The 22,427-nt window shown below is 65.7% G+C and carries 17 protein-coding genes; 9 read left to right on the top strand and 8 right to left on the bottom strand.

From position 1 onward, the window contains the following. Nucleotides 1-5: 5 nt before the first annotated feature. Nucleotides 6-635, bottom strand: a complete 630-nt coding sequence (locus B843_RS02930) for a TetR/AcrR family transcriptional regulator (RefSeq protein ID WP_025252029.1) — start codon at nt 633-635, stop codon at nt 6-8. A 134-nt stretch (nt 636-769) separates the two neighbouring features. Between B843_RS02930 and B843_RS02925 the strand changes: the two genes are divergently transcribed. After that, entirely contained in the window at nt 770-1,678 is a 909-nt protein-coding gene (locus tag B843_RS02925; RefSeq protein WP_025252028.1) for an NAD(P)H-binding protein, read from the top strand. Between the two features lie 128 nt (nt 1,679-1,806). On the opposite strand, the gene B843_RS02920 is transcribed toward B843_RS02925, so the two are convergent. Further along, nucleotides 1,807-2,865, bottom strand: coding sequence for a Cj0069 family protein (locus tag B843_RS02920; RefSeq protein WP_025252027.1), 1,059 nt, complete (start codon nt 2,863-2,865; stop codon nt 1,807-1,809). An 810-nt stretch (nt 2,866-3,675) separates the two neighbouring features. On the opposite strand from B843_RS02920, the gene B843_RS02915 reads away from it, so the two are divergent. The 3 genes from B843_RS02915 to B843_RS02905 all read left to right on the top strand — a co-directional run bounded on the left by B843_RS02915 (nt 3,676) and on the right by B843_RS02905 (nt 8,085). After that, entirely contained in the window at nt 3,676-4,560 is an 885-nt protein-coding gene (locus B843_RS02915; protein ID WP_025252026.1) for a sulfurtransferase, read from the top strand. A 208-nt stretch (nt 4,561-4,768) separates the two neighbouring features. Continuing rightward, the gene (locus B843_RS02910; protein ID WP_025252025.1) at nt 4,769-6,547 is read left to right on the top strand and encodes an acetyl/propionyl/methylcrotonyl-CoA carboxylase subunit alpha; all 1,779 of its coding nucleotides are present in this window, start codon (nt 4,769-4,771) and stop codon (nt 6,545-6,547) included. Between the two features lie 134 nt (nt 6,548-6,681). Next, entirely contained in the window at nt 6,682-8,085 is a 1,404-nt protein-coding gene (locus B843_RS02905) for a DHA2 family efflux MFS transporter permease subunit (RefSeq protein ID WP_025252024.1), read from the top strand. Nucleotides 8,086-8,142: 57 nt separating this feature from the next. Here the strand turns inward: B843_RS02905 and B843_RS02900 are convergent, their stop codons facing one another. From B843_RS02900 to B843_RS02890, 3 genes are all read right to left on the bottom strand, one after another. Next, nucleotides 8,143-11,562, bottom strand: coding sequence for a pyruvate carboxylase (locus B843_RS02900; protein ID WP_025252023.1), 3,420 nt, complete (start codon nt 11,560-11,562; stop codon nt 8,143-8,145). Between the two features lie 292 nt (nt 11,563-11,854). Further along, the gene (locus tag B843_RS02895) at nt 11,855-13,273 is read right to left on the bottom strand and encodes an NAD(P)H-quinone dehydrogenase (RefSeq protein ID WP_025252022.1); all 1,419 of its coding nucleotides are present in this window, start codon (nt 13,271-13,273) and stop codon (nt 11,855-11,857) included. Between the two features lie 168 nt (nt 13,274-13,441). Further along, nucleotides 13,442-14,653 carry an amidohydrolase gene (locus B843_RS02890; RefSeq protein ID WP_025252021.1) on the bottom strand — a complete coding sequence of 404 codons (1,212 nt, stop codon included), beginning with the start codon at nt 14,651-14,653 and terminating at the stop codon, nt 13,442-13,444. Between the two features lie 186 nt (nt 14,654-14,839). Here B843_RS02890 and B843_RS02885 point away from each other — a divergent pair, with 186 nt between their 5' ends. After that, nucleotides 14,840-16,459 (top strand): phospho-sugar mutase, encoded by a 1,620-nt coding sequence (locus tag B843_RS02885; RefSeq protein WP_025252020.1) that lies wholly within the window; start codon nt 14,840-14,842, stop codon nt 16,457-16,459. Between the two features lie 22 nt (nt 16,460-16,481). Here the strand turns inward: B843_RS02885 and B843_RS02880 are convergent, their stop codons facing one another. Next, nucleotides 16,482-16,958: a helix-turn-helix domain-containing protein gene (locus tag B843_RS02880; protein ID WP_025252019.1), complete on the bottom strand. Its 477-nt coding sequence runs from the start codon at nt 16,956-16,958 to the stop codon at nt 16,482-16,484. Nucleotides 16,959-17,155: 197 nt separating this feature from the next. Continuing rightward, the gene (upp, locus tag B843_RS02875) at nt 17,156-17,791 is read right to left on the bottom strand and encodes a uracil phosphoribosyltransferase (protein WP_025252018.1); all 636 of its coding nucleotides are present in this window, start codon (nt 17,789-17,791) and stop codon (nt 17,156-17,158) included. A 94-nt stretch (nt 17,792-17,885) separates the two neighbouring features. Here upp and B843_RS02870 point away from each other — a divergent pair, with 94 nt between their 5' ends. The 3 genes from B843_RS02870 to B843_RS02860 are packed head-to-tail and all read left to right on the top strand — an operon-like array spanning nt 17,886 to nt 20,296. Further along, nucleotides 17,886-18,173 carry a hypothetical protein gene (locus tag B843_RS02870; protein WP_025252017.1) on the top strand — a complete coding sequence of 96 codons (288 nt, stop codon included), beginning with the start codon at nt 17,886-17,888 and terminating at the stop codon, nt 18,171-18,173. Then, nucleotides 18,170-19,021 (top strand): C40 family peptidase, encoded by an 852-nt coding sequence (locus tag B843_RS02865; protein WP_025252016.1) that lies wholly within the window; start codon nt 18,170-18,172, stop codon nt 19,019-19,021. The genes B843_RS02870 and B843_RS02865 overlap by 4 nt, the downstream gene beginning before the upstream one ends. 48 nt (nt 19,022-19,069) lie before the next feature. Then, nucleotides 19,070-20,296 carry a hypothetical protein gene (locus B843_RS02860; RefSeq protein ID WP_025252015.1) on the top strand — a complete coding sequence of 409 codons (1,227 nt, stop codon included), beginning with the start codon at nt 19,070-19,072 and terminating at the stop codon, nt 20,294-20,296. A gap of 33 nt (nt 20,297-20,329) precedes the next feature. Here B843_RS02860 and B843_RS02855 read toward each other — a convergent pair whose 3' ends face one another. Further along, nucleotides 20,330-21,205 carry a hypothetical protein gene (locus B843_RS02855; RefSeq protein WP_155895078.1) on the bottom strand — a complete coding sequence of 292 codons (876 nt, stop codon included), beginning with the start codon at nt 21,203-21,205 and terminating at the stop codon, nt 20,330-20,332. Here B843_RS02855 and B843_RS02850 point away from each other — a divergent pair. Then, on the top strand, nt 21,204-22,400 hold the full coding sequence (locus tag B843_RS02850) for a D-alanyl-D-alanine carboxypeptidase family protein (protein ID WP_051483434.1): 1,197 nt from the start codon (nt 21,204-21,206) through the stop codon (nt 22,398-22,400). The genes B843_RS02855 and B843_RS02850 overlap by 2 nt on opposite strands. The last annotated feature ends 27 nt before the right edge of the window (nt 22,401-22,427 follow it).

The following is a 22,427-nucleotide window of genomic DNA, read 5'->3' as shown; positions in this document are numbered from 1 at the left end:
TTTGCTTAGGGCTCGCGTGCGCCCTCGAGCCCTCGCCGCAGGACTCCGACCTCGCGCCGCACCGCACGCAGGAAGAATCCTTCACGCTCTTCCTGAGGAACCGAGCCCTCGAGGTGGCCAAAGAGCTCGAAGCTGACGAGCCCGTAGATGGCCGACCACAAGGCGATGCCTTCCTCCGGGATCGGTCCGCCGGGCCATACGAACCCGAAGCTGCGCAGCAGGAGGCGGCCTACTCCAGACGCGGCATCGATGGTCTCCTCCGGCGCGCGGTAGCCCGGAATGGGAGAGCCGTACACGAGCGCGTAGCGGTGCGGGTTGGCAAGCGCCCACGCGCGCACAGCCCTAGCGATGTCCAGCACCACCGACGTGGCCGCATCCCAGTCTGCGGGATCCTCGAAGTCGCCCACTTGGCTTGTGACGAATTCCGTCTGGTCGCGGTAGCTGCGGACGATCAGCGCGGTGATGAGCTGGTCGAGGCCGTTGAAATAGCGGTAGATCGCCGAGGGCACGATCCCCGCGTCGGAGGCTACGGCGCGGAGGCTCAGCGCGGCGGCGCCCTTCGTGGCGAGGTGGCCTTCTGCGACCTCGATGATCTTTCGTTCCATCTCCTCGCGATGCTGCGCCCGCTTGCCCATTCTCCAATCCTCCTTGCGTCGGGGTCCATTGTCTCACAGTCACACAAAAAGAGAGAACATTGTTCTTGTTTTTTCTCGGGCTGCGGCTTACCCTCAAAGTGAGAACAGTGTTCACGTTTTGGAAGGAGTGAGCGATGAGCACCTACCTCATCCTCGGCGCGGGACCTATCGGCCGGGCTACTATCTCCTCGCTACTGGGGCGAGGCCACAAGGTAAGGGTGGGCACGCGCAGCGGCACCGCCGCCGAGGGCGCACAGGCACTCGCCTTGGACGCCTCCGATACCGCGGCACTCACGGCCGCCGCGACCGGCTGCGACGCCGTGGTGATCTGCACCAATCCGCCCTACCACCGCTGGGAGACCGACTGGCCGCCGGTGATCGAATCGGCCATCGCGGCGGCGAAGGCGACCGGCGCCCGCCTCGTCCTCATGGGCAACCTCTACCCCTTCGGGAAACCGACGGGACCGATGTCCGCCGCGACCCCGGAGGCGCCGACCGAGGCGAAGGGGCGCGTGAGGCAGCAGCTGTGGCGGATGCTCCAAGCCTCCGGGGTCCCAGCAGCAGAGCTCCGCGCGTCCGACTACTTCGGCCCGCACGCTGGCCCGGGCACCCAGGCCGGAGATAGGCTCTTCTTCCCCCTGCTCAGCGGCAAGACCGCGTGGGTGGTGGGACGACCCGACGCACTGCACTCGTGGTCGTTTGCCCCCGACATCGGCGAGTGCCTCGCCATCCTCGCCACCCGCCCCGAGCTTTCGGGAAGGATCTGGGTCGGCCCCAAAAGCGGCGACGCGACCCTGAGGAAGCTCTCCCAGATGATCTCTCCTACCGCCGCGGTTCGCCGGATTCCGAACCTCGCAGTCGCCGCCCTGGGGCTCTTCCTCCCCCTCATTCGCGAGATCCATCGCATCCTCTACCAGCACACCGAAACCTACGTACTCGACGACTCCGAGCTTCGCGCCGCTTTCGAGTTCACGCCCACCCCGCTCGAGGAAGCCATCCGCATGACGGTGGACGCGGCCCGGGCGGACCTGGCGGCAGGCTAGCTCCCAAGGCAACCAAGACAAAGGCGCCGCCCGGCACGCAATCGTCACCGGGCGGCGCCCTCTTAGCCGCGAGCACGCGAGCCCCCGAGGCCACACGGCTACACGGCTACACGGCTTAACGGACAGGTTTAGGCGAACTTCTTCTCCACGCGGGAAATGGCCTCCTTGGCCACGAGCTCCTGAATGCCCATGTCAAGCTCGGAGGTGAAGCCCACGCAGGAGCAGTTGATCTCGCCGAGAACGTAGGTGTCCTCGCCGTTAGGGCCGTCGGCAAGCATGAAATCGGCGGTCCAGATGAGCGGGATGTTGTCGCCACCGAGCTTCTCGGCGATGACCGGGCGCACCTCGGCGAACATGTCGACGAGCTCCTGCCACGCCTCCGGCTTGTCGTAGGTGTACTTCGCGCCGGAGAAGAGGGTGGCGGAGAAGTTGTCGCCGCCGGCGGCTGGCTTCTTGTGGACGACGAAGACCGGGGTCGGGCCGACGAGCAGGATGCGGATCTCGCCCTCGACGATGCGCGGCATGAAGCGCATGTCCACGAGCATGCCGTTGTCGCCGATGATGTACTGGTCGCAGAAGTCCATGAACTCGCCCAGCTCGCGGATCTCGGTGTGGTTGTCCACAGCCTCGGTGCAACGCAGCTTGGTGTCCAGCGGCAGTGCGGTGCCCGGCTCGACGGAGGCGGCCAGCTCCTTGTCCTCGAGCTGGACGCGCCAGATGCCCTCACCGGTGGAGCCGCGGTTCTGCTTGAGGACGCGCTCGCCGAAGGAGATGGAGGTTGGGAAGGTGTTGTGGAAGGTCTCCACGTCGTAGTAAGCGGCGGTATCTGCCGGAACCAGGTCGGTGGTGTTGAGCTTGACCAGCGCGTCCTTGGCGCCGTAGGCCATCATCTCGTACGGGGTGGACATGCCCACGAGTCCAGCCTCGGACAGCTTGGTGAGCAGGTCGAAGTAGCCCTTCTCGCCGCCGGGGATGTTGCCGGGGTTCACGCGGGAGATGTAGGCATCGAAGTTGTTGGAGACGTACTCGAAAAGCTCGTCGGACCACTGGGGGCGGTAGTAGACAACCTCGGAGTGGTAGCCGGCATCCTTGATGGCGTTGACGATCGGCATGGTGTCCTTGCGGTGCCCGTCAAACTTCTTGTCGGAACCACCCTCGACCTCGAAAACGACAATTGCCTTATGCACGCTGTATACCTTTCATTACTGAGCCCCTGACCTCGTCGCAACAGGGCCCGGCTCGGCTGGAAGATGAACTCTTGAACAAATTAGCTGGCACTTAAGCTGATGCACGCCTGAGATAACCATCATCGGCATTAAGCAGCCGCGAAGCACCACGGCGCTCCCCGGAAACACCCGCCTTACTGCGCGCGCCCACGAGAACTTCAACGCATCCCGCCTACCCAGTGCGTCACACACAGGTGCGGGATGGCGCATGTTTTAAATGATATTTAAGACAGTGAGACGTGTCCGTCCCAGAAGGCATGAAGTAATCAACCACACACCTCGTCGCTTTTCGCTTTCCGACGCCAAGGTGCCGAGGCCCAGTTCACAGGCTTCTCCCGCAGATTTCCATCGCCGCAGCTGAGACCACCTCGACCCCCACCCCAAAGGAGGTCAGCCGCGGCCCTTAACGGTCATCGGACCGAAGGAACTAGACCATCGGGCTAACCCCACGGATGCCCCCGGAGGCCCGCCCACAGGGGCGTTCCCGCCCCAGCTCGTATGCCCGCCGCGCCGCGTCGAGGCGTGTCTCGGTGCTCACGAATGGTTGCCCCACGACGCATCGCCGTGCAATTGTGAGTTATTGCACGCATTACTAACGTTGGTTCGGGAACCACTTTCCAGCCCCGAAAGTTATTTCTTCGTAGATTGGAGTGAGGAGCCGGCCCGCCGACAGGCAAAAGGCATCCCCGCTCCGACTTTTCGTGCATGCCCCGGAGTCCGTTCGCCGCACCACTGTGCACGATTTCCTAAAGCAACCAGAAAGGCTTACCCATGGTCGCGCCTCTCGACCCGCATCCGCTTCTTCAGGAATACGCCGATCCCAGCAGCCTCGTCTCAGCCCAGTGGCTGAGCGCTAGGCTCGGCACCCCAGGCCTCCGCGTCGTCGAGAGCGACGAGGATTCCCTGCTTTACGACATCGGACACATCCCCGGCGCCGTGCGCATCGACTGGCACAAGGACCTCAACGACCCCGTCCTTCGCGACTTCATCAGCGGCGAGGCTTTTGCCGCCCTCATGGACTCGAAGGGCATCGCGCGGGATGACACCGTGGTCATCTACGGTGACAAGTCCAACTGGTGGGCCGCGTTCACCTTCTGGGTGTTCAAGCTCTTCGGGCACGAGGACGTCCGCCTGCTCAACGGCGGCCGCGACGCGTGGATGGCCGAGGAGCGCGACACCTCCTTCGCTGTGCCCGAGTACCCCTCCAAGAACTACCCCGTCGTGGAGCGCGAGGAGGCCGAGCTGCGCGCCTTCGTCGCCGAGGTCTTGGCCGCCACCGACGAGGTCGGGCTGCTAGATGTCCGCACCGAGCAGGAGTACGCGGGCACCAGCGATCCGGATTCCCCCAGTACGGGGGTGCTTCGCCGCGGGCATATCCCCGGTGCGGTGAATATCCCATGGGAGCAGTCGGTACACCCGAACAGCCGCTTCCGCTCGCTCGCCGAGCTCAAGAAGGCCTACGCACCGGTGCTGGACAAGGAGCAGGTCATCACCTACTGCCAGATCGGCGAGCGCGGTGCGCACACCTGGTTTGTCCTAAAGTACCTGCTAGGACATAAGAACGTCCGCAACTACGACGGCGCGTGGGCCGAGTGGGGAAACATGATCCGCATGCCCATCGCGCAGGGCAGCGAGCCGGGGGCGGCGCTAAACTAGCCCGTATTGTTTCACTGCCAAAAAGATGGGGAGAAAAACCTCCCCGCTTTTTGCTTTAACGGGACGAAATATGTGTAACAATGTTTCATGCCTATAGCGGAGTGTGCGTAATCGCTAAACACCTCAGTTATTGTCATGGCTCACACGCGCGCGATATCTCACGGACGTCGCCGGTGCATGAAATGAACTAGAACCAGGAGAGCAACAAGTGTCTGTGGAAACCAGGAAGATCACAAAGGTCCTCGTCGCCAACCGCGGCGAGATCGCCGTTCGCGTCATTCGTGCCGCGCGCGATGCGGGTATCGCCAGCGTCGCTGTCTACGCAGAGCCGGATGCGGACGCACCTTTCGTCTCCATGGCCGATGAGGCCTTCGCCCTCGGCGGTCAGAACTCCGCTGAGTCCTACCTTGTTATTGACAAGATCATCGATGCCGCCAAGAAGTCCGGCGCAAACGCCATCCACCCGGGCTACGGCTTCCTGTCCGAGAACGCTGAGTTCGCTCAGGCCGTCATCGACGCCGACCTGATCTGGATCGGCCCGTCCCCGGAGTCCATCCGCGACCTGGGCGACAAGGTCACCGCACGCCACATCGCACTCCGCGCCAACGCCCCGATGGCCCCCGGCACCAAGGAGCCGGTCAAGGACGCAGCCGAGGTCGTCGCCTTCGCCGAGGAGCACGGCCTGCCCATCGCCATCAAGGCTGCCTTCGGTGGCGGCGGACGCGGCATGAAGGTCGCGTACAAGATGGAAGAGGTCGCCGAGCTGTACGAATCCGCTACCCGTGAGGCAGTCGCTGCCTTCGGCCGCGGAGAGTGCTTCGTCGAGCGCTACCTCGACAAGGCCCGCCACGTCGAGTGCCAGGTCATCGCCGACCAGCACGGCAACGTCGTCGTCGCCGGTACCCGTGACTGCTCCCTGCAGCGCCGCTTCCAGAAGCTGGTTGAGGAGGCTCCGGCCCCGTTCCTGACCGACGAGCAGCGTGAGCGCCTGCACTCCTCCGCAAAGGCCATCTGCCGCGAGGCTCACTACTACGGCGCAGGTACCGTCGAGTACCTCGTTGGCTCCGACGGACTCATCTCCTTCCTCGAGGTCAACACCCGTCTGCAGGTTGAGCACCCGGTCACCGAGATGACCACCGGCCTGGACCTGGTCCGCGAGCAGTTCCGCATCGCCGAGGGCAAGGAGCTCCACATCAAGGAGGATCCGACCCCGCGTGGCCACGCTTTCGAGTTCCGTATCAACGGCGAGGACGCTGGCTCCAACTTCATGCCGGCTCCGGGCAAGGTCACCAAGTACGTCGAGCCGGCCGGCCCGGGTGTGCGCATGGACTCCGGCATCGTCGAGGGCTCCGTCATCGGCGGCCAGTTCGACTCCATGCTCGCCAAGCTGATCGTGTACGGAGAGACCCGTGACGAGGCCCTGCAGCGCGCACGCCGCGCCCTGGCCGAGTACGTCGTCGAGGGCATGCCCACCGTCATCCCGTTCCACCGCCACATCGTCGAGAACCCGGCATTCGTCGGCGACGGCGAGAAGTTTGAGGTCTACACCAAGTGGATCGAAGAGGTCTGGGACAACCCGATCCCGGCTTACGTCGACCCGTCGGACGTCGAAGAGGACGAGGCTCCGACCCCGGCTCAGAAGGTTGTCGTCGAGATCGACGGCCGCCGCGTCGAGATCGCCCTCCCGGGCGACCTGGCTCTGGGTGGTGGCGCAGGCGCTGCCAAGAAGAAGGCCAAGAAGCGCCGCGCAGGTGGCAAGAAGGCTGCCGTCTCCGGTGACTCCGTCCCGGCTCCGATGCAGGGCACCGTCATCAAGGTCAACGTCGAGGAGGGCGCCGAGGTTGCCGAGGGCGACGTCGTCGTGGTTCTCGAGGCCATGAAGATGGAGAACCCGGTCAAGGCTCACAAGTCCGGTAAGGTCGAGGGTCTTGCCGTCGCAGCCGGCGAGGGTGTGACCAAGGGACAGGTTCTGCTCGAGATCAAGTAATTCTTGAGGGGGATTCAACGGCCCAGATCGCGTATGGCGGTCTGGGCCGTTTCCTTTTGCTTGTCGACGCCTTCGGCCGTACAATCCCACGGGTTGTTGGCTCACCTTCCCACCAAAGAAAGCAGGCCCCCTCCGTGACGAAGTCGCCCAAGGTCCCCTACCTTCTCGGCACGCTCGTCGTCGCCGCGACGATCATGATCCTCAACGAGACCGTGCTCTCGGTGGCCTTGCCCGCGATCATGGCGGACTTTGGAGTGACCGCGGACGTCGTGCAGTGGCTGACCACGGGCTTCCTGCTGACGATGTCGGTCGTCATCCCGACCACCGGCTTCCTGCTCCAGCGCTTTAGCGCCCGCGCCAACTTCCTCGGCGCCGTGGGGCTGTTTACGCTCGGCACGGTGCTGTGCGCGCTCGCTCCGCAGTTTTGGGTGCTCCTCGCCGGGCGCGTCCTCCAGGCCTCAGGCACCGCGATCGTGCTGCCGCTGCTCATGACCGCCACGCTCACCCTCGTGGAGCCCGCCAAGCAGGGGCGCATGATGGGCATCAACTCCGTGGTGATCTCCGTCGCCCCGGCGATCGGCCCCACGCTCTCCGGCATCATCCTCAACCGCCTCACGTGGCACTGGCTGTTTTGGACGGTGGTCCCCATCGCCGCCATTGCCCTCGTCGTCCGCGCGGCTCTCATGACCAACTTCAACGAGACCGCCAAGGCGCCCTTCGACGCCGTCTCCGTCTTCCTATCTGCCCTCGCCTTCGGCGGCGTGGTCTACGGCCTCTCCACGCTGCGACACCTCGTCGACGGCGCGATCGTGCCGCTCGTAGCCCTCGCCGTGGGGCTCGTTGTCCTTGCGATTTTCACGCGCCGTCAGCTGCGGCTCGCCCCGCGCCACCACGCGCTTCTCGACCTCTCCCCCTTTGCCACCCGCAACTTCACGATCTCCACGATCATGCTCATGCTGGGTCTCGCAGCGCTCTTGGGCATGGTCAACGTGCTGCCCATCTACCTGCAGCGATCCCTTTTGGTCTCCGCCCTGGTGACGGGCCTCGCGCTGCTGCCCGGCGGCCTGCTTCAAGGCGCGGTGTCGCCGTTTGTCGGTCGCGCCTACGACTCGCTCGGCCCGCGCCCCCTCATCATCCCCGGCGCCCTCCTCATGCTCACCTCGATGGTTGCGGCGCACTTTTGTTTCACTGCCGACGCCCGCGTTGCGGTGGTCATCGCCGTCCACACGGCGTTCTGCATCGGCCTCGCGCTCGTCATGACGCCGCTGATGACGGTGTCGCTGGCGTCGCTGCCCCAGCGGCTCTACGGTCACGGCTCGGCGATTGTCAACACGCTGCAGCAGCTCGGCGGCGCGCTGGGCACGGCGACGATGATCGGCGTGCTCACCATCACCGCCTCCTCCCCCGCTCCCGCCGACCAGGCGCGCGGCACGACCGCGGCGTTCGTCGTCGGCTGCGCCATCGCGCTCGCCATTGCGGTGCTCAGCTTCTTCGTCACGCCCGCCAGGGAAAGCTCCTCGGTCGCCACCAAGGCTTAACGACGAAAGCCCCACGCTTCCGCGTGGGGCCCAAAGCCTTCGGTGCCGAAGGCGTCGTTAAGCGATGACGACGAGGAGGTCGCCGCCTTCGACCTTGGTGGGCTGGGTGAGCACGACGCGGTCGATCGTGCCGTCGCAGGTGGCGGTGATCGTCGCCTCCATCTTCATCGCCTCGATGATCGCGACCGGATCACCCGCCTTGACCGCCTCGCCTGCCTTCGCGGTCACGGTGACCACGCCCGCAAACGGTGCCGCCACATGCCCCTGGTTGTGCGCGTCGGCCTTCTCCGTCGTCGCCGTCACCGACTCCACGCTGCGATCGCGCACGAGGATCGGTCGGATCTGGCCATTGACGTTGCACACCACATTCCGCATGCCCTTCTCATCCGGCTCGCCAACGGCGTCGAGACGCACGATCATCGGGACCGTGCGATCCGCGGTGCGGATGACGGTCTCCTTACCCTCGGCCAGGCCGTAGAGGAACTCCGCATCCTCCAACGCTGTGGTGTCGCCGAAGTGGCGGCGGTGCTCCGCGAACTCCTGCGCGGGCTTCGGGAAGAGCAGCGAGTCGAGCGTCGAACGCACGACTCCGCGATCGCCGTCCTGCAAGGCCTGCGCGGTCGCCTCGGGAAGAGGCGCGAGGGTGTCGCGGGACTCCTTGCGCCCGGCGAGTGCCTTCGAACGCAAAGGCTCCGGCCACCCACCAGGCGGGGTGCCCAGCTCGCCGCGCAGGAACGCGATCACCGAATCCGGAATATCATACTTCTGCGGATCCGCGGCAAAATCCGCCGGATCAACACCCGCACCCACCAGATACAACGCGAGGTCACCGACGACCTTCGACGAGGGCGTTACCTTCGTCGGGCGCCCCAGCATCTCATTGACCGCCGCATAATTATCCTCGATCAACTCAAACCGATCCGCCAACCCCAACGCGGTCGCCTGCGCCCGAAGATTCGACAACTGACCACCCGGAATCTCATGCGCATACACCCGACCCGTCGGCCCAGGAGTGCCCGACTCAAACGGGGCATACATCTTGCGCACCGCCTCCCAATACGGCTCCAACGACCCCACCGCCGACAAATCCAGACCAGTATCACGGTAGGTGTTCGCAAACGCCGCCACGATCGCCGACAACGACGGCTGCGACGTCGTCCCCGACAGCGGCGCCGACGCCCCATCGACCGCGTCCGCACCCGCTAGCGCAGCAGCCCAATACGTCGCCAACTGCCCACCGGCGGTGTCATGGGTATGCACATGCACCGGAAGATCAAAGTTCTTCCGCAACGCCGACACCAACTTCGACGCCGCAGCCGGCTTCAACAAACCAGCCATGTCCTTGATCGCCAGCACGTGCGCGCCGGTGTTAACGATCTGCTCGGCCAGCTTCAGGTAGTAATCCAGGGTGTACAGGTTTTCTGCCGGGTTGGTCAGATCCCCGGAATACGCCATCCCGACCTCAGCGACGGTCGTGTTGGTCTCCAGAACCGCCTCGATCGCCGGACGCATCTGAGAGACATCATTAAGCGCATCAAAAATACGGAAAATATCCACCCCGCTTCGTGCCGCCTCGGTCACGAACGCCCGACACACCGAATCCGGGTACGGGGTATACCCCACAGTGTTGCGCCCACGCAGAAGCATCTGAATGTTGATGTTCGGCATCGCCTCACGCAACTGATCCAGGCGCTCCCACGGATCCTCGTGCAAAAACCGCATCGCCACATCGTAGGTCGCACCACCCCACGCCTCCACCGACAACAACCCCGGCGTCAAGCGCGCGACGTGCTCGGCGACGGCCACGAGGGTATTGGAACGAATGCGGGTGGCCAACAGCGACTGGTGCGCGTCACGGAAGGTCGTGTCCGTTACCGCCAGCCGGTCCTGCGCGCGCAGCTTCTCGGCGAACTTCGCCGGCCCCAGCTGCAACAGCTCGTCACGAGAGCCCCGCGGCAGCGGTTCGTTGCTCTTTTGCTTGTCGACGACAGGCAGCTTCGCCTTGGGATCCGCCACGACCGGGCGCGGGCCGTGGGGCTTATTCACCGTTGTATCGGCGAGGTAGTCGAGGATGCGACCCTGCTCGTCGTCCGCCGGCGGGGCCTGCAGCAGCCACGGGTGCAGGGAAATGAAGTCAGTGGCGATGCGCTTGTGCTGGAAGTCCTCCTCGCGCAAAAGCGCCCGCAGGAAGCCGATGTTCGTGGCCACACCAGAAACGTGGAACTCGGCGAGTGCGCGCTGGGCGCGCGCCACCGCGGTCGCGAAATCCGCACCCCGACAGGTCATCTTCACCAACATCGAATCGAAATTCGGGGTGATCTCCCCACCCAACATCGCCGCACCATCCAAGCGCACACCCGCACCACCCGGGGAACGATACGCAGAAATCGTACCCGTATCCGGACGGAAACCATTCGACGGATCCTCGGTGGTAATACGACACTGCAACGCAGCACCAATCGTCGAAATACCCTCCTGCGACAACCCCAAATCCTCAAGCGTCGCCCCCGCAGCAATAAGAATCTGCGACTTCACCAGATCCACCTGCGTGACCTCCTCGGTCACCGTATGCTCCACCTGGATACGCGGATTCATCTCAATGAACACATGATTGCCCTGCTCATCAACCAAAAACTCCACCGTACCGGCACCCACATACCCAATGTGCTCACAAAAACGCACCGCATCCGCACAGATCACCTCCCGCAACGAAGGATCCAAATGCTGCGCCGGGGCGATCTCCACCACCTTCTGATGACGACGCTGCAACGAACAATCACGCTCAAACAAATGAATCACATGGCCCTGAGCATCCGCCAAGATCTGCACCTCAATATGCTGCGGCTTGATCACCGCCCGCTCCACATAGATACGACCATCGCCAAACGCCGCGGCCGCCTCACGCGACGCCTCCGCCGCCAACGCCTTCAAATCCTCCAACTGGGGCACAAACCGCATGCCACGCCCGCCGCCACCGGCCACGGCCTTGACAAACAACGGAAACTTTTGCCCCTGCGCGTACTCGTAGAGCACATCCACGTCGTCAGTGGCCTCCGACTCCTGCAGCGTCGGCAACCCCGCCTCACGCGCCGCCGCCACAGCGGCCGCCTTATCACCGGTGAGCTCCAAAACCTCCGGCGGCGGGCCGATAAACGTCAACCCGTTTTCCGCGCACTCCCTAGCCAACTGGGCATTCTCCGACAAAAACCCATAGCCCGGATACACCGCCGACGCACCGGTGAGCTTCGCCGCCCGGATGATCTCATCAATATCCAAATACGCCTTGACCGCCGAACCCCCCTCACCGATCAACACCGCCTCCGAGGCAAACGAACGATGGAAAGAATTACGATCATCCCGCGGATACACCGCAACCGTCGCGGCACCGGTCTCAAACGCGGCACGAAACGCACGAACAGCAATCTCACCACGATTAGCGACGAGAATCTTCTTGAATGACTGAGTGTGGGTGGGCACGTCATACCTCACTTCGTTGGCTAGGCTCCAGCATCTCTTGTTTGTGATGCAGGTAACTAATATAAGCGGAATCGTCCCCCAATAGCCACCCCTGTGGTCGCACCACACCCGTTAATTTTGCAACCGCCTGTAATGTTTGCGCATTTCCCCAGCTAGAAACGATGAGAAATTTGCTAATTTATCCCTTGCCAAGATTCACAAATATAACCTGCATCACCCCCATTTGGCGATGCACACAAAAAAAGGGGCGCCACCGAAAATTCGGTGGCGCCTCCTGTCGAAGCGACGCGGGCTAGCCGAGGTCGTCGTGCTGCACGAGCTGGCGCGCGGCCTCCGTGATGGAGCCGGACAGCGACGGGTACACGGCGAACGTCTCGGCGAGATCCGCCACCGTCAGGCGGTTGGTCACGGCCACCGCGATGGGCAGGATGAGCTCCGAGGCGGTCGGTGCCACGACGACGCCGCCGATGATGATGCCCGAGTGCTTGCGGCAGAACAGCTTCACAAAGCCGTGGCGCAGCGAGCGCATCTTCGCGCGCGGGTTGGTCGCCAGCGGCAGCAGGATGGAGCGCGCGGTGACCTCGCCGGCCTCCACCTGCGCCTGGGTGACACCCACGGCGGCGATCTCGGGGCGGGTAAACACGGCCGTGGCAACGGTCTTCAGGCGCAGCGGGGACACACCCTCGCCGAGCGCGTGGTACATGGCGATGCGGCCCTGCATCGCGGCGACCGACGCCAGCGGGAACAGGTCGGAGCAGTCGCCCGCTGCGTAGACGCCCGGGATGTTCGTGCGCGAGACACGGTCGACCTTGATGTGGCCGGACGGGGCCGTCTCGATGCCGAGCCTCTCCAACCCCAGATCCTTCGTGTTCGGGATGGAGCCGACCGTCATGAGGGCGTGGGAGCCGAAAATCTCGCGGCCGTCGGCGGTGCGCACGCACACGCCGCCGTCCTCGGTGCGGACGACGGAATCCACGCGGGCGTGCTTCTCCAGCGCCACGCCGCGCTCGGCGAGCACGGTCTCCAGGGTGTCGGCCGCGTCGGCGTCGTCGTGCGGCAGGATGCGGTCGCGCGAGGCGACCATGGTCACCTTCACGCCCAGCTCCGCGAAGGCGGAGACGAACTCGGCGCCGGTGACACCCGAGCCGACGACGATGAGGTGCTCGGGGAGCTCATTGAGGTCGTAGACCTGGCGCCACGTGAGGATGCGCTCGCCGTCCGGCTGCGCCGCGGGGAGGATGCGCGGGCTCGCGCCGGTGGCGATGAGGACGAGGTCGCACTCGATGGTCTCAACCTGGCCGTCCTTCGTCTCCGCCTTGATGTAGTGGAGGGTCTGCTTCGGGTTGTAGTCGTCGAAGGAGCCGCGGCCGTCGATCATGCGGATCCCGGCGCGCTCCATCGAGCGGTGAATGTCGCCGGACTGCTCGGCGGCGAGGCTGCGCACGCGATCGTTGAGGGCGTGCACGTCGAGGAAGGAGCCGCCGATGCCCTTGTTAAGGCCCATATCGTCGGCGCGGCGAAGGTCGGTCTTGATGTTCGCGCCGGCGATGAACGACTTGGAGGGCACGCAGTCATCGATGACGGCGGAACCGCCGAGCCCCTTGTCCTCGATGAGCGTGATCTCAGCGCCGTACTTGGCACCTGCCAGGGCGGCCTCGTAGCCAGCTGGGCCGCCGCCGATGATGACAATACGGGTAGGACGTTGGGACAAGGTTCCTCCAAGTGTGGGTATGCCTAGAAAGCGAAGGGACAACCCGCGACCCGCCGCCCTGGTGAGGCGAAAAGCGCAGGAAGCTACGACTGGGAAGTCTAGCCGAAAACCCCTTGTGAGGCCACCTAATTGGCCCCCAGTGAAAACGCGCCGGGGGCCAGAAGTTTGTTACTTGAGGAACACATTCTCGGTGGAGCCGTGGAAGTCACGGCTGTAGCGGTCGGCTACGGCGCCGAAGAGCTTCACGCCCACCTCCAGGCAGCGCTCGTCGGCACGCATGTTCGCCTGGTGCAGGTCGCCCGGCTCCCCCACGCCGTCCCAGCAACCAAGGCGCGCCATGGAGCCTGGGATGTGCTCGAGGTACCAGGAGAAGTCCTCCCCGCCGGAGGACTGCGGCGCCTGCACCACGGTCTGCGGGCCGATCGTGCGCGCGGCGTCGGCGAGCACCGCCGTGGCCACGTCGTCGTTGATCACGGGGGGCACGCCCTTGGTGTAGATGATCTCGTAGTCGCAGGCCGTCGGCGCGAGCACCTGACCCACCAGCTCCTCGAGGAGCGGCTGGATCGTGCGCCAAACCTTGATGTCACCGGTGCGGATCGTGCCGGACACGCTGCCGTCCTCCGGGATCGCGTTCGGCGCATATCCCGCGTTGACCGTACCGAAGACCAGCACCGTCGCCGTGCGCGGGTCGACCCGGCGCGACAGGAGCGTCGGGAGCTCGGTGACGAGCTTGCCAAGGCCGTAGACGACGTCTGCCGTCAGGTGCGGGCGCGAGCTGTGCCCGCCCGGGCCGATGACCTTGATCTCGATGACATCACCCGCCGAGGTGATCGCGCCGGTGCGCACGCCCACCTTGCCCACCTTGAGCTTGGGCTCGGCGTGGACGGCGAAGATGTTGACCACCCCGTCGAGAGCGCCCGCGGCGATGACCTCCGGGGCGCCGCCCTCCATGACTTCCTCGGCGGGCTGGAAGATCACCCGGACACCGATGTTGAGGTCGGCGCTGGCCAAGGCGCAGGCCAGCGCCAGCGAGACGGTGATGTGGACGTCGTGGCCGCAGGCGTGCATGACGCCGGTGTTCGTGGAGACGAAGTCCTTGGTCGTCTCATCGGGGTGCTCGGTGATCGGCAGGGCGTCGATGTCGGCGCGGAAGGCGATCTTCTCCTCGGTGTCGGGGCCGATGTCTACCATGAGCCCCGTCACCGGGAAGCGGACCGGGTTGAGGCCGTACTCGCGCAGCGTCGACTCGATGAAGTCCGTCGTCCGGTACTCCATGTGGGAGAGCTCGGGGTGGGCGTGGATGTGTCGTCGCCACCCCACTACCTCATCGTGGTGCGATTCAATCCACGAGTGGACATGTTCCAAGACGCTTTGCGGCACCTCGCCAACCCCTTTCCTTGCGCTTAACTCAAATCCTAGTAACTCCCCCGCCCTGATCCCGAACCGGCCTCGGGGAGTCCGTCACAGCGAAGGCACAAGCGTCGACAAGCAAGCAAGGACCACAACGAACCGCACGGAAACCGAGTAGTTTCAATAGGAAAGAACAGCTTTAGGGCGAGGTACGAAATGAGCTTGAGTTTTGGCACCGCGGGCATGCGCGCGCCGGTAGGACCGGCGGATAACCAGATGAACGTGCGCCAGGTCACCCGCATCAGCGCCGGCGTTGCCGCCTGGCTCGCGGAACAGGCAGCGCAGTCGCCCCACGCGGTCGAGTCCGTCTACCCGGGCGACTCCGCGCCCAGCATCGGGCTAGCATTCCACGAGGACGACGCGGCGCTACGCATCGTCGTCGGGTACGACGCACGATATGGTTCGCACGCGTTTGCCACGGCCACCGCCGAGGTCTTCGCGGGCGCGGGCTTCGAGGTCTTCCTCATGCCCACTACCACCCCGACGCCGATCGTGCCCTGGCTCATCAAGCAGTGGCACCTCGACGGCGGCGTGCAGATCACGGCCTCGCACAACCCCGCCCCCGACAACGGGTACAAGGTCTACACCAGCCTGGGTCGGCAGATCAGCTCCGCGGCCGCCAGCGAGATCGAGGGCTGCATCGACGCCGTCGGCCCCGCGGTTGACGTCCCGCGCGTCTTCGTCCGGCCTGCCTCCGACCAGCTGCGACGCTACGTCGACGACGTCGTGGGGCTCGTGGCCCCCAAGCAAGCCGACCTGCTGCGCGTGAACAACGAGCGCGCCTCGCTGCGCATCGCCTTTACCGCCATGCACGGCGTCGGCGGGCGCGCGCTCATGCAGGGGCTGCAGGCCGCCGGGTTCGTGCACATCTTCCCCGTCGCCGAGCAGCACTACCCCGACCCCACCTTTCCCACCGTCGAGTTCCCCAACCCGGAGGAGCCCGCCGCGGTCGAGCGACTGCTGGCCCACGGCGAGAAGGTCGACGCCGACGTGCTGATAGCGCTCGACCCCGACGCGGACCGCTGCGCGGTGGGCGTGCGCTGCAAGGACGGTACGCTGCGGATGCTGCGCGGCGACGAGACGGGTCCGCTGCTTGCGACGCGGCTCATCCCGCGCTGGGACGGGTCTGACACCGGCAAGCGGCCGATCGTCGCCAGCACCATCGTCTCCTCGCAGCTGCTTCCCGCCATCGCCGCCGACCGCGGCTGGGATCTGCGGCAGACGCTCACCGGATTCAAGAACCTCATGGCCGCCGCTGGCACCGAGCAGATCGCGTACGGCTGCGAGGAGGCCGTCGGCATCGCCCCGGCACCGGCGCTTGTCGACGACAAGGACGGCATCGCCACCGCCCTGCTCATCTGCGCGTGGGCGGCCGAGCTCAAGGCCCGACGCCTGACCCTCCTCGACGAGCTCGACGAGCTGTATCGCGCCTACGGGGTCCACGTCGGGCACCAGATCAGCGCGAGGACCGTCAACCCCACCGCGCTGATCACCTCGCTGTCGAGGGTCCCCTGGGAAGAGCTGCTCGGGTTCCCCGGCGAGGTGCGCTCCCTCGCGGAGGTCAGCGGCCTGCCCGCGATGAACGGGATGCAGTTCCTGGGGCAGCACGAGGCCGGACGGGTGCGGATCATCGCGCGCGCCTCGGGCACGGAGTCCAAGGCGAAGATCTACATCGAGATCACCCAAGACCCGGGCGATCTCTCCCGGCGCCACGAGGCCGCCGAGCTCTTGGAGTCGGTGTCACGAACAGTGAGCGCGCTGGTGGCAAGGCTCTAGCCTTCCTGCAGCCGGAGGGCTGCTACTCCGCCTCTCCGGCATCGTCTCCGGCGGGAAGGGGCAGCTCGCCGCGCCCCGAGTCCTCGAGGAGCAGGCGCTGGGTGGAGTCGAAGCGCGGGTTGTCCGTGATGTGGCCTGCGATGCGATAGCGCGACTCAAAGGCCATGAAGTCGGTGGGGTCGTTCGGCCACCTGAAATCGATGGGGAGATCCTTCGGGTTGCCGACGTAGCGATCGCCGACCTGTTCGCCTACCCCGGGCAGCAGCGCCGCCGGTGGGACGTGAAGGGCCCGCGCGATCGAGTAGATGGTCTGGATCGTCGGCGAGGCGAACTTGCCATCGTTGGTTTCGTTGCGCTCGATGTTGGAGATCGTGGTGCGCGAGACCCCGGCCAGATCGGCCAGACGCATCTGGGACAGCCCCCGTTGGTTGCGGATTTCGCGGATGCGCACGCCCAGCCCGTGCCCATAACTGGCCCATTGAGGATCCGCGATTGCCATGCTTTTCAGCATGCCCACTGGCAGACGGGCCGTGTGTCCACTAAAGTGGTCACGTTCTTTCGCCCGCGCGGCGGGTGCGGTATGTATGTGCGGCCTCCGTCTGCCTCAGGCTCGCAGCTTTAGACGTCGAAAAGCGAAAAAGCAGCCACCCCGTGACGAGATGGCTGCTACCTGCGCCCAACGTGGCGGCGTGGACGCTAGAAGTCGATGTTGCGCGGACCGTACAGGCGATCGCCCGCATCGCCGAGGCCCGGGACGATGTAGGCGTCCTCGTTGAGCTCCGGGTCCACGGTGGCCGTGACCAGCTTGACCGGCAGACCGGAGTTCGCCAGCGCGTCCACACCCTGCTGGGCGCTCACCATGCACACGGCGGTGATGTCGGTGGCCCCGCGATCGGCGAGCAGGCGAATCGCGTGCAGCAGGGAGCCGCCGGTGGCCAGCATCGGGTCGACGACGAAGACGGTGCGGCCGGTCAGGTCGTGCGGCAGCGCCTCGAGGTAGGGCACCGGCTCGTGGGTTTCCTCGTTGCGGGCCAGGCCGATGAAGCCGACCTGCGCGTCGGGGATCATCGACAGCGCCGGATCGACCATGCCCAGGCCCGCGCGGATGACGGGCACGATGATCGGCGGATCCTGCAGACGGGTTCCCTCGGTAGTAGCGACCGGTGTGGTCAGCGGGAACTTCTCGACTTCGAGGTCGCGGGATGCCTCGTAGATGAGCATGGTGCCGAGGTCGGCGAGCGCCGCGCGGAATCCCGCGTTATCCGTGCGCTCGTCGCGCATGATGCTCAAGCGAGAGGCCGCGAGCGGGTGATCAATGATTCGGGTCTGCATGGCCTCCATGGTAGCCCCCAATAGACGACGGTTCCCGCTCACAGGGTCCGGCTGCCAAGGAACCTGCGGCGCGGCGCGCAGGTCAAATGAGGGTATGAGCCACCACATGGACGTCGATCTTGACCACGCAAGCCGCCTCATAGAGGGCATGCTCGCCGAATCCGCGGCGATTCCCCAGCCTTCGCCCATGCCCGGCGCGGAGCTGCCCGGGGTGGGTCCGGTGATCACCGCCCTCAACGCGTGCTACTCGTCGCTGTGCGAGCGCGCCTCCCGCCAGGCAAGCAGGGCGCAGCAGCACGCGCGCCACACGTCGATGGCACTGCGCAACGCCGAGGCGGTTGACGCGGGCACCGCGGGCACGCTGGAAAGGCTCGCACCATGACCCCGCTGACGGACGTCATCACGAGCATTCGCACGCTGTCGATGCTGCTGCCGCCCAGCCTCTTCCCGCCCGTCCCGGCGTTTCCTTCCTACGAGGTCGCAGAGGAGCTCGCGAGGCAGTTTGGTGCGCACGCGTCGCTTGTCGACGACGCAGCTTCGCTCAACGGCGACGCGAGCAAGGCACGCGACCTCCTCCCCCGCATCGAGTCGGAGTTCGAGAACGTGAGGGCGCAACTGACCGCGCTCGCCGAGGCGATGCTCGCCGAGGCCATATCCCTCCTGCCGCCGCTCTTCGTCCCCGGGCCGTCCTCCCTCGCCGCCGCCGCGCAGCTCCAGGCGCTGCCGGAGAAGTACATGTTCGAGGCCATGACCTGCCTCGAGGAGGCCGAGGCGCGCCTTCACCCCTCGACGCAGCAGCTCACGGCCATCGCCGCCACCACGGACCCGGATTCACCCACGCCGGAATTCGAGGCGGAACCGGCACCCGTTACCGCGCCACCCAACGCCGCCCAAGGCGAGCGGGCCGTCGCCGCCGCCAAGACCATGCTGGGAACCCCCTACGTCTGGGGCGGGACCTCCCCGGACGGCTTCGACTGCTCGGGGCTGACGCAATGGTCGTGGCGCCAGGCCGGCGTCGAACTCCCGAGGCTCGCCGAGGAACAAAACGTCGGAAGGCAAATCGAGCGCAGCGAGCTCATCCCCGGCGACCTGCTCGTGTGGGACGGGCATGTGGCCATGTACGCGGGCGGCGGCGAGATCATCGAGGCGGGCGATCCGGTCTCGCTCAACCCGCTGCGGGAGACCAACATGGGCATGGCTTTTAAGGGATATTTCCGGCCCACCGGATAGGGCCTGAAAGGTGACGGTGCGCGGGGGTTCCGGCTATCATGTATCCCCATGGCAAATAAAGGCATCGTCCCCGTCAAACTTTCCCTCACCGAGGGTGATTTCTACACCCTGTGGGCTCCGCAGTGGCGCGAGCACGGCGCCGAGTGGCAGGCGTTCTTGGGTGCCGGGGAGGACCTTTACGTCTTTTCGAGCCCCGCCGAGGTGCTGCTGTTCCTCGAGTCCGGCGCCAAGCACGACCTCGAGGCGCACCCGCAGTGGGAGGCCTTCAACTCCAAGGACGCCGCGCGCGTCGTCCCCGACGAGCTCGACTACTTCGACCTGGTCGGCACCCCGTCGCTGCTCGCGGAGAAGCCCAACCGCCGCAACGTCAAGGACGTGGCAGCCAACTTCCGCATGGCCCGCGCGCTGGGCGAGGTCTGCGGCAACACCGACATCCAGGTGTTCTTCTCCTCCCACTCGATCCTGAGCAACCCCGAGCGCGGCTTCGATCACTTCGCCGGCGACAACGGCCTCGGCGAATGGACCGCCATCGGACGTGTCGTGCTCACCAACTGGGCCAAGGTGCTTGACGCCCTCGACTCCTGCGTGACCGTCAAGAAGGTCGACGGCGAGGCCGCGACCGCGCAGACGAAGATCTCCAACGCCCAGGCCGCCGCGAAGAAGGCCGCCGAGGAGGAGAAGGCGCGCAAGGAGGAAGAGGCCAAGAAGGTCGATCCGTACGACACCACCCTGTGGTCGGCCGCGGGCATCGACCCGATCAAGGTCTCCATCGACGGCCGCACCCTCTACACGCTGCGCACCTACATCAAGGCGCAGCCGGTGTTCCTGGGTAAGTACGGCGAGATCTTCACCTTCAACTCCGCCAAGGCACTCGTGCGCTGGATCATCGAGCACGAGGATCACGACCTCGCGCGCGTGGCCACCTGGGAGGACGTCATGACGGCGGCGAACGCTGGCGACCTCGAGGTCACCGTGCACCCCGACAACGTCTACAGCTTCAACGGCATCGTCCGCGATATTTCCACCGGCCTCGACGCCGTCGACACCGACCAGATGTCCCGCGCATACGAGCTGCTTGCCGACGCCGCCGACTGGGCCGCCGACGACTCCCTCAACTCCTACTTCCTCTCGCACCCGCGCCTGCAGGACTACATCTCCTACATGCTCGGCTCGACGAACACCGCCGGCTACACGCCGACCCCGCCGTTCGACGAGCACGCAGAGAACTGGAAGGAACTCGAGGAGATGCTCACCAAGCGCTTCAGCAAGTTCTGATCCCCCTAGGTCGCCCGCATCGCGTGGGCGGCCTTATTTCTTGAGGTCGTCGGGGTCGATGCCAAACTGCTCGAGCATGATCGGGTCGATGCCCGACAGGTCGACGTCCTCGGACTCTTCCGGTTCCTTCTCTTCCTCCGTCGTCGCCTCGCCGATGGTGTACGGCTCGAAGGCGGGCAGGAGCTGCTCGGCAAACAGCTTCTCGCGCAGCGGCTTGGCGAGGAAGGCGGCGTCGAGCGCGGCGGCCGTCAGCTCGAAGATGTCCTCGAGCGTGAGCCCCAGCTGATCGACGAGCTGGGACAGCAGCGCCGTGTCGAGCCCCGTCGCGACCGCGTTGAACCCCAGCGAGCGCAGCAGCTCGAGCGGGTAGTCGGCGAGCGTGTCGACGTCACCAGAGGCGAGGTCGCCCAACAGGTCGCACACGAGCGCGGTGTCGCGATCGCGGATCCAGGACCCGAGGCGGCCGAGCAGGATCTCGCCGTCCTCGTTGATCCGGAAGTCGTCGAAGAGCTCGAGCGCGTTGACCAGCCGCGGGGCGCCCGTTGCTACCTGGGCGGCGAGGCTTTCCTCCACGACGAACGGCAGGTAGAGCTCGCGCGCCGCGTTCGCCGCCGCCAGGTCGTCGACAAGCACGCCAACGACGATCGCCGACGAATCCGAAACGAGCCTGCGCACCTGTGACTCGTCGCGGCAGCGGACGAGAAGCGCGACGGTGAACGGCGCCTGCGATGCCTGTTCGATGGCCGCGTCAAGCTCAGAGAAGTCGACAACGTGCTCGACGTAGACGGCGTTTTCGTGCGCGAGCGAGGAAAGCGGCGCGGTCGAGCGCAGCAGCACCTTCGGAAGGGAATCGATGAGCGCGGGGGTTAAGTTCTTGAACTCGAGGCGGAATTCGGGAGTGTCGTGCATGGCCACCATCCTAGCGAGGGGCACCATCTTCCTTATGAACTACCTTTCCCGGCGGGCGGCAGCGCTCACCTGCGCCGTCCTCATGTCCGTCGCCCCGGCCGCGATCGCCGACCCCGCGCCGCGCAGCGAGGCCCCGAACACGGATAGCTGCCCGAACGCGACGCAGCCGCCGCAGGCCGAGGACACCTCCGAGGCGCTGCAGCCGGGGCAGGTAGCGCCCACTCCCCCGCCGGTCGTGGCCAACGAGTTCGGGTCGTGCGGCGTCACGGCGGCCGCGGGCTTCGTCGAGCCGGAGAACACCGCGAGCGCGTGGATGGTGTTCGACCTCGACTCGGGCGACGTCATCGCCACGAAGGACCCGCACGGCCGCTACCGGCCGGCGAGCATCATCAAGGTCCTGCTCGCGCTCGTCGCGCTGCAAGAGCTCGACCTCTCGCGCACCTACGTCGCCACCGCAGAGGATCAGAACCAGGAGGGATCGGCGGTCGGTATCCGCGAGGGGCTGACCTACACCAACGAGCAGCTCATGCTGGGGCTCTTGCTTAACTCCGGCAACGACGCCGCGCACGCGATCGCCACGCAGCTCGGCGGGGACGCGGCAACGCTGGAGAAGGTGCGTGCGAAGGCGCGCGAGCTTGGCGCGGTGGACACGTACGTCGCCAGCTACAACGGGCTCGACGCGCCGGGCATGATGACCTCCGCCCGCGACCTCGCCGTCTTCTACAAGGCTGCGTGGCAGAACCCGACGTTCGCGCGCATGGTCGCGACCGAGAAGGTCACCTTCCCCGACAAGGATCCGGGCACGACGTTCGAGGTGTGGAACGACAACGGCCTGTTCATGAACGACGAGAACGGCATCGGCGGCAAGACGGGCTACACCGACGACGCGCACCACACCTTCGTCGGCGCGAAGACGGTCGGCACGCGCCGCCTCGCCGCGGTGGTGTTGGACACCACCATCGACAAGGGCCGCGCGTGGGAACAGGCGCAGAAGCTTATCGACGCTTCGTCGGTGGCCACAGGCAGCATCGGCAACCTCGGGCAGGCGCAGACGACGACCGTCGCGCCGACACCTCTTCCCCAGCCAAGCGCGCCGTCGTCACGGTCGCACTCGGGTCTGTACTTCGCGGTCGCGGGTCTGCTGGCGGTGTGCGCCGTCGTGATGGCGTACTTCTCAGGACGCCGAAAGGAATAGGAAACGGCCGGGACGAATCCCGGCCGT

Origin of the sequence: Corynebacterium vitaeruminis DSM 20294, assembly GCF_000550805.1 — a bacterium.
In the GTDB taxonomy this organism is placed as follows: domain Bacteria; phylum Actinomycetota; class Actinomycetes; order Mycobacteriales; family Mycobacteriaceae; genus Corynebacterium; species Corynebacterium vitaeruminis.
The sequence above is the reverse complement of the archived record's forward strand: the minus strand, read 5'-3'. Positions and strand labels throughout refer to the sequence as shown.